At 67.3% G+C, this 6,749-nt stretch carries 8 protein-coding genes and 1 pseudogene; all 9 read left to right on the top strand.

Annotated features, from left to right (window positions below):
• Window positions 1-282 precede the first annotated feature (282 nt).
• Window positions 283-2,175 (top strand): hypothetical protein, encoded by a 1,893-nt coding sequence (locus AC1DY5_RS36710; RefSeq protein ID WP_478119400.1) that lies wholly within the window; start codon window positions 283-285, stop codon window positions 2,173-2,175.
• Between the two features lie 144 nt (window positions 2,176-2,319).
• Entirely contained in the window at window positions 2,320-2,640 is a 321-nt protein-coding gene (locus AC1DY5_RS36705; RefSeq protein ID WP_478119399.1) for a hypothetical protein, read from the top strand.
• Between the two features lie 82 nt (window positions 2,641-2,722).
• A complete protein-coding gene (locus AC1DY5_RS36700) occupies window positions 2,723-2,923 on the top strand; it encodes a hypothetical protein (protein ID WP_478119398.1) in 201 nt (66 codons plus the stop codon).
• A gap of 508 nt (window positions 2,924-3,431) precedes the next feature.
• Window positions 3,432-3,818, top strand: a pseudogene (locus AC1DY5_RS36695) (VOC family protein); the annotation flags it as partial.
• A 24-nt stretch (window positions 3,819-3,842) separates the two neighbouring features.
• Window positions 3,843-4,277 carry a GNAT family acetyltransferase gene (locus AC1DY5_RS36690; RefSeq protein WP_478119401.1) on the top strand — a complete coding sequence of 145 codons (435 nt, stop codon included), beginning with the start codon at window positions 3,843-3,845 and terminating at the stop codon, window positions 4,275-4,277.
• Between the two features lie 154 nt (window positions 4,278-4,431).
• On the top strand, window positions 4,432-4,644 hold the full coding sequence (locus tag AC1DY5_RS36685) for a hypothetical protein (protein ID WP_478119397.1): 213 nt from the start codon (window positions 4,432-4,434) through the stop codon (window positions 4,642-4,644).
• Between the two features lie 252 nt (window positions 4,645-4,896).
• Window positions 4,897-5,631 carry an ABC transporter ATP-binding protein gene (locus AC1DY5_RS36680; RefSeq protein WP_478119396.1) on the top strand — a complete coding sequence of 245 codons (735 nt, stop codon included), beginning with the start codon at window positions 4,897-4,899 and terminating at the stop codon, window positions 5,629-5,631.
• Complete coding sequence (locus AC1DY5_RS36675) at window positions 5,631-6,344, top strand: ABC transporter ATP-binding protein (protein WP_478119395.1); 714 nt, start codon at window positions 5,631-5,633, stop codon at window positions 6,342-6,344. Before AC1DY5_RS36680 ends, AC1DY5_RS36675 begins: the two co-directional genes overlap by 1 nt.
• A gap of 10 nt (window positions 6,345-6,354) precedes the next feature.
• Window positions 6,355-6,749, top strand: a 395-nt coding sequence (locus AC1DY5_RS36670; protein WP_478119394.1) for a branched-chain amino acid ABC transporter permease, incomplete at its 3' end; no start/stop codon positions are given.

Genomic DNA, 6,749 nt, shown 5'->3' with positions numbered 1-6,749 from the left:
GGAGGTCTATTTAAACTGGCGCGATTGTCCAAGCCGCCGCCCACTCGGGGTAGGCGGGAAAGCCCGACACGACTAGAGGATTTATCCCCTCTAGGCCATTTTCTTTTGGGGGATTTTCAGGGGAGTCRATACTTCCCGCCGTTCCTCGCCTGCTCGATCCGCAAGCTTGCCAGGCTCCTGGCTCATCATCGGCCGTCGTCGGCATCGTCTTCTCCAGCGCCCTGTGCAGTTCCATGATCGGGGCGACGCAGAAGTGCGCCCCGCCCTCTAGGAAGTGAAGCCATGAAGTTCTTCGTCGTTGTCCTTCTGTTCATCGCGTCCAGCCTCCACGCCGCGCCGGTCGCCAGCGATGTCGTGGATGCTCGGAAGAAGGTGATTCCCGAGGCCTACCGCGCCATGGCCGCCCAGTTGAGCAAGGAGGCCGGCATCGCCTACCGCTACGGGCCCGACGCGGCAAGCTATGGCGTCACCGATGCAGGCCTGCCGACCTGGTATCGCCGTCCCGACAACAAGGTGGAGATGCCGTACAGCGTGCCGGTATTCTGGCAAGTCGGTGGCCCGCTCAAGACCTCGCAGGGCTACTCGACCAACCAGGGCCAGCCTCTCTTCGTGCCCGACGACCCGACGCAGCGGGCCGGCATCTCGACCCTCGAGGTCAGCGCCTACGACCACAACACCTTCCGCCAGGGCGTCAATCTCTCCTGGACCCTCTACGGCGCGGGGCTCGACGACGTGAATGTGGTCGAGTACCGCAAGGCGGGGCTGACGGGCGGCACGACGCCGGTGGCCAGCGGCCGCTGCAGCGGCCGCGCGGGGTGGTGCACCACGACGCTGGTGGCGTTGCAGAACGGATTGCTGGCGACGGTCGGCACGAACACTTCGCGCAACCGCACGACCCTGAAGCTGGCAGCCGACAAGGTGCCGACGGCGGTGGCCATGACGAACAACTCCGAGTTCGCGCTGGTGACCGTCTGGGACACGACCGCGCTGAAGGGGCAGGTCGCGGTCATCGCGCTCGCCGGCCATTGCGACAACGAGGGCAAGGATCGGTGCATCAACCCGGACGGCACCGCCTGGTATCGCTACTGGGAGGAGTGGTCGCGCTCGTACCCCGGCCTGGCCAACCGCGGCAACATCGGCTACATGAAGCTGCTGGGCTACGTCGACCTGCCGGGCATGGCGGCGCCGACCGAGATCCACGCCACCTCCGGCGTCGACCAGTGGAGCACGATGATCTTCGAGGGCCCGAACGGCTCGGTGCAGACCGGCCCCTGGGGCAACCCGCTGACCCAGGAGGACAAGCGCCAGAAGTTCAAGCCGGGTGGCCCGCTGTCCGGCAAGTACGCCAAGGGCGGCACCGCGGTGGTGATCTCGAAGTCGGAGCAGAAGGCCGTGTTCATCGACCTCGGGCCGTTGTTCCGTTACGTGAACGCGGTCTACTTCGGCGGCAGCGCGGCGGAGTTCAAAGCGAAGGTCATCGACAACTTCGACCTGGCGCGCAACGTCCACTCGAAGTGGCCGCATTCGTTCGAATACGCGCCGCAGCAGACCCCCGTGGTCGTCAAGACCGTCGACCTCGGCGCCCGCCCGACTGCGGTGAAGACGGCGGTATGGGGTCCTGGTCGCGCGTGGATCGCCACCCAGGAAGGAACGCTTCGCATGTTCAGCCTCGGCGCGAACTATGCCGGCTCGGGTGCAACCGCGGCCGACATCCGGCAGACCGGAACCGTGGCCGTGGGCCGCAACCCCACCGGCATGAGTTTCGCCAAGGACGACCCGGATCGGCCCGACGAGAACGCGCTGCTGAACCAGGTGGTGGTGGTGTCTCGAGGAGACCGAAAGATCGACTGGATCAGGTTTAACGCGAACCAGACATCGGGCAGTGTGATCCGCACCTTGAAGGACACTCGGATCAAGGATCCGATCGCGATCGACGAGGGCGACAACTTCGGCACCGCCGGCTACATCATCAGCGTTGCCGACTACGCCGGAAGGACACTGAGCAACTACCGCTTCGGGCCGGTGACCTTCTCCGACCAGGGAAAGCAGTGGAACTGTCAGCCGCCCGGCTGTCCGACGATCGACGCTGCAGGGAATCCCGCCCCGTTCGAGTTCGGCGGCGCCTTCGCGCTGCCGGGCAAGGTGTTCGGGATTCAAGGTCAGAACGTGCCCTGAGTCGCGGCCCGTCGCGCCGATCGCACAGGTGATCCGTGCCGGACACTGGATGAACATGCAGCTTTTGCCATCGTGACGAGGTAGGACGACACTCCCTCGCGCGTCCGCACCCGCGACGACAGCGAATTCGAGGAGAACACCAGCATGCGCATCGTCAATGACAGCGAACACTGCCGCCGCTGGTGGGTCGGCTCCAGGGCGGGAGACGCGGTCCGGCAGACGCTCGATGCGAACGCCGATGGCGTCGTCTCCCTCGACGACTTCGTCACCTGGGCGGGGTACATCTTCCATCTTCCCGCCTACACGGGCATGATCATCGTCGACAGCTTTCCGCTGGTCGCGGAATTCTTCAAGATCGATTGCAGAACCGGGTTCGGCTGGGGCGGAACGCTCGTCAGCCTGATCGCCTGGGTCTTCCTGGCCAACAGCGTGGCCGCGTCTTCGAAATCCGGCACCAAGAGCTAGCGCGGGTGCATGCCGCACGGCCGAATCACACCGGCCGGATGGCTTATTGGCCGCCTCGACAGCCGCAGCCAGAATTCCATGAATGGAGACGATGGGAGACGACGAACTCGCCGCGGCCGCCTATGTGCTGCGAAAGCGGGCTGAGCTTGGCGACCCGAACGCCTTGAAGGAGGCGCAACGCATGGAGGCGGAACTGCACAGGCGCCTGGGCTCCACGCCGTCGGATCGCGCACCGCTGGAGCCCGAAGCAAGGCCTGCGCGGCCTTGGTGGCGGTTCTGGTAGCTGGCGCGCTGGCAGGCCCACGGTTTTTGTCCTTCTTCGTTGACCTTGGCAAGGCGCGGGGATGGCGGCAGCCTGGGTTTCGCCAATTTTTAGATCCAGGAGAAGCGTCATGAATCTGTCCTTCACTCGACCTTGAGCGTGCTGCTGGCGAGCGGCGCGCGGATGGGCGCGGCGGGCGCGCAGGCACAGGGCAACGCCCCCAACTGCGAAGACCCGCGCGTCGATCGCACGGCCTGCTACCGCGAGGCCGCAGCGGGAAGCGAAGCACCAAGGCCTCCTGAACAGTCCGGGCGGCTACGAGAAGAACGCACTCGCGCGCTGCCAGAGGCATCCCGAAAGTGCCCGCGCCGCCTGCGCGCAGCGGGTGCTGGGCGCTGGCAACACCACCGTCCGCGGCAGCGTGCAGGGTGGCGGCAAGAGTCGAACCACCGAGGTGCCGGTGCCGGCGAAGAACTGAGCGCTTTCCGTTATCTTCGGCTCATCAGGGCAAAGCCCCTGGTGAGCCTGGATGTATTCGCATGTGTTCGTGAGCGTGAGCGACTTCGAGCGCGCACTGCTTTTCTATAAACCGGTGATGCAGGGCCTGGGCCTGGCGTTGCGTTTCTGCGAGCGAGACAAGCCCTGGGCCGGCTGGCACAGCGCCGGTCGCACGCGGCCCTTCTTCGTGATCTGCAAGCCGCACAACGGCCTGCCGCATGCGCCCGGCAACGGCCAGATGGTGGCCTTCGCCGCGGCCGACCGGGCGATGGTGCGCATGGTGCACGGCATCGCGCTCGCCCACGGCGGAAGTTGCGAAGGCGCGCCCGGCTTGAGGGCGCAGTACCACCCGCACTACTACGGCGCCTACTTCCGGGATCCCGACGGCAACAAGTTCGGCGTCGCCTGCCATGCCCCGGCGCCCGAAGCGAACTGCGCGACCCTGGTCGCCCCGTACCGCGATGATGTCCACCGAGAGCAGGTAATCCGCCTCTGGGGGACCACGTTCAGCTACGGCACGGCGCACAACGATCCCGCCCTCGGCATCGACAAGAAGCTCGCGGTCGCCGACGGCCTGTTCTTCGTCGCGCTGGCGCAGGGCTCGGTGGTCGGCACCGTGATGGCGGGCTACGACGGACACCGGGGCTGGCTGTACTCGGTCGCCGTGGATCCGGGGCATCGGTCCCGGGGCATCGGCACGGCCTTGGTTGCGCACGCGGAGCGTGCCCTGGCGGATCGGGGCTGCATGAAGATCAACCTGCAGATTGCCGCCGGCAACGAGTCGGTGGCCGCCTTCTACAAAGCGATCGACTATGCGGTCGAGCCGCGCGTCAGCATGGGCAAGCGCATCGTCGCCAACATCCCGGGCGGTTCGTGAGAGCCGGCGGCGGTCCAGTGTGTAACCGCCGGCCCCTTTCAACACTACCGTCGGCGGGGGCGACCTGTGACGGCGGCGCGCCGGCCGCCCATAATCCGCCTCCGGCCAAACCAGGGGCCTCTTTTGAATCCTGGCGTTCATTGGGGCGACCACGATGAGCTCTTTGCACATGTTCCTGCCGGCATCCGAGCCCGCGCGCAGCGAGGCCCTGGCCCTGCTGAAGAAGACGCACCACCTGCCGAGGCACCTCGTCCGGGGCATCGTGCCCGGCATCGGCAAGCGGGCGACGGCGCCCGTGCAAGACCAGCAGCAGACCTTCGGTCCCTCCGACCCCTTGCCGCCCGACCCGCAAGTGCAAGTCGGCTAGCGCCGCGCCTGACCCAGGCTCTCCCAGTTCCGATCCGGCAGCAGGCCATCGCGGCCGGCGCGCCGGCGCAGCCGTGGGCTGCTGCGCCGGGCAATCAAGGGTAAAGCCGGCTTTCCATTCGTTCGAACACCGGTATCTTTTGTATCAAGTGGCATCCGAGCGTCCCGCTCGGGTTGGGTTCCACCGTGCAAGGAGCCGGAAATCGCCTCGCCTGCCCCCCGTGCCGATCTGCTGCGCGTCGAAGGCGTCACCGTGCGCTTTGGAGGCATCACGGCGCTCGACAAGGTGTCGTTCGCGGTGCCCGAGGGTTTCATCGTCGGCCTGATCGGTCCGAACGGGGCCGGCAAGACCACGCTCTTCAATTGCCTGTCGCGGCTCTATGACTTCAGCGAGGGCCGCATCTCGTTCGAGGGCCGCTCGCTGGTCGGAACGCCGGCGCACCGCATTGCGGCTATGGGCATCGGCCGCACCTTCCAGAACCTGGCGCTGTTCCGGACCATGACCGTGCGGCAGAACATCCTGCTCGGCGGCCATTGCCGCACCGGCAGCGGCTTCCTCGCCAACGCCCTGCGGCTGCCGGGGGTGCGGCGCGAAGAGCAGGTGCTCGAAGCGCACGCCGACCAGCTGGTCGACCTGCTCGACCTCGGCGCCGTGGCCGCCACCCGCGTGATGGACCTTCCCTTCGGCACCCAGAAGCGCGTCGAGCTGGCGCGGGCGCTGGCGAGCCAGCCGAAGCTGCTGCTGCTCGACGAGCCGGCCGGCGGCCTGAACCACGAGGAAGTCGGCAAGCTGATGGACCTTCTGCGCCAGGTGCGCGAGCGGCTCCGGCTCACGATGCTGCTGGTCGAGCACCACATGAACCTCGTGATGCGGGTCTCCGACCGGGTGGTGGCGCTGGACTTCGGCCGCGTCATCGCCGACGGCTCGCCGGCCGAGGTGCAGGCCAACGTCGAAGTGATCCGCGCCTATTTGGGAGACCCGGGCTGATGGCCCGCCTGCTCGACGTCCGCGGCCTGCGCGCGCAGTACGGCGCGAGCAAGGTGCTGCACGGCATCGACTTCGGGGTCGAGGAGGGCGGCATCACGACCATCCTCGGCGCCAACGGCGCCGGCAAGACGACCACGCTGCGGGCGGTCTGCGGCATGGTCCGGACCGAGGGCGAGATCGCCTTCGCGGGCCAGCGCATCGAGGGCCGCGCGACCGAATCCATCGTCCGCCTCGGCGTTGCCCACGTGCCGGACGGGCGCGGCACCTTCGTCGCGCTGAGCGTCGAGGAGAACCTGCGCCTGGGCGCCTACATCCGCCGCGACAAGGCTGAGGTGGCGGCCGATTTCGAGCGCGTCTACAAGCACTTCCCGCGACTGCGCGAGCGCCGCTTCCAGCAGGCCGGCACGCTGTCGGGCGGCGAGCAGCAGATGCTGGCGGTGTCGCGCGCCCTGATGCTGCGGCCGCGGCTGCTGCTGCTCGACGAGCCCTCCTTCGGCCTGGCGCCGCGCATCGTGCAGGAGCTGTTCGAGATCCTGCGCGAGATCAACGCCAGGGACCGCGTGAGCATGCTGGTGGTGGAGCAGAACGCGGCGCTGGCGCTGCGGCTGGCCGACCAGGCCTACCTGCTCGAAACCGGCCGCGTGGTGATCTCCGGCAGCGCCGAGACCGTTCGCAACGACGAAGCGGTGCGGCGCTCCTACCTCGGCTATTGAGCGCAGCGCCATGAACCTCCTTCTGCACCAGGTGCTCTCCGGCCTTGCCACCGGCGGCATCTATGCCAGCGTGGCGCTGGCGCTGGTGATGATCTACCAGGCCACGCACCTGGTGAACTTCGCGCAGGGCGAGCTCGCGATGTTCTCCACCTACATCGCCTGGAGCCTGATGCAGGCCGGCCTGCCCTACTGGGCCGCGTTCTTCATCACGGTGGCGATCGCCTTCACGCTCGGCGTGCTGATCGAGCGCATCGTCGTGCGGCCGGTCGAGAACGCGCCGATCCTCTCGGTGGTCATCGTCTTCATCGGCCTGCTGGTCATCCTTAACAGCCTTGCGGGCTGGATCTTCAGCTACACGATCAAGCCCTTCCCGAGCCCGTTCCCGGCCGAGCCGCTGTTCGGCAA

It is taken from the genome of Variovorax sp. P4_D9 (assembly GCF_056401695.1).
The sequence above is the reverse complement of the archived record's forward strand: the minus strand, read 5'-3'. Positions and strand labels throughout refer to the sequence as shown.

Excerpts from the sequence above, each read along its gene's own strand:
- AC1DY5_RS36700 (WP_478119398.1), top strand. The coding sequence starts at position 2,723 with ATGGAGACGATGGGAGACGACGAACTCGCCGCGGCCGCCTATGTGCTG.
- AC1DY5_RS36675 (WP_478119395.1), top strand. The coding sequence starts at position 5,631 with ATGGCCCGCCTGCTCGACGTCCGCGGCCTGCGCGCGCAGTACGGCGCG.
- AC1DY5_RS36705 (WP_478119399.1), top strand. The coding sequence starts at position 2,320 with ATGCGCATCGTCAATGACAGCGAACACTGCCGCCGCTGGTGGGTCGGC.
- AC1DY5_RS36685 (WP_478119397.1), top strand. The coding sequence starts at position 4,432 with ATGAGCTCTTTGCACATGTTCCTGCCGGCATCCGAGCCCGCGCGCAGC.
- AC1DY5_RS36710 (WP_478119400.1), top strand. The coding sequence starts at position 283 with ATGAAGTTCTTCGTCGTTGTCCTTCTGTTCATCGCGTCCAGCCTCCAC.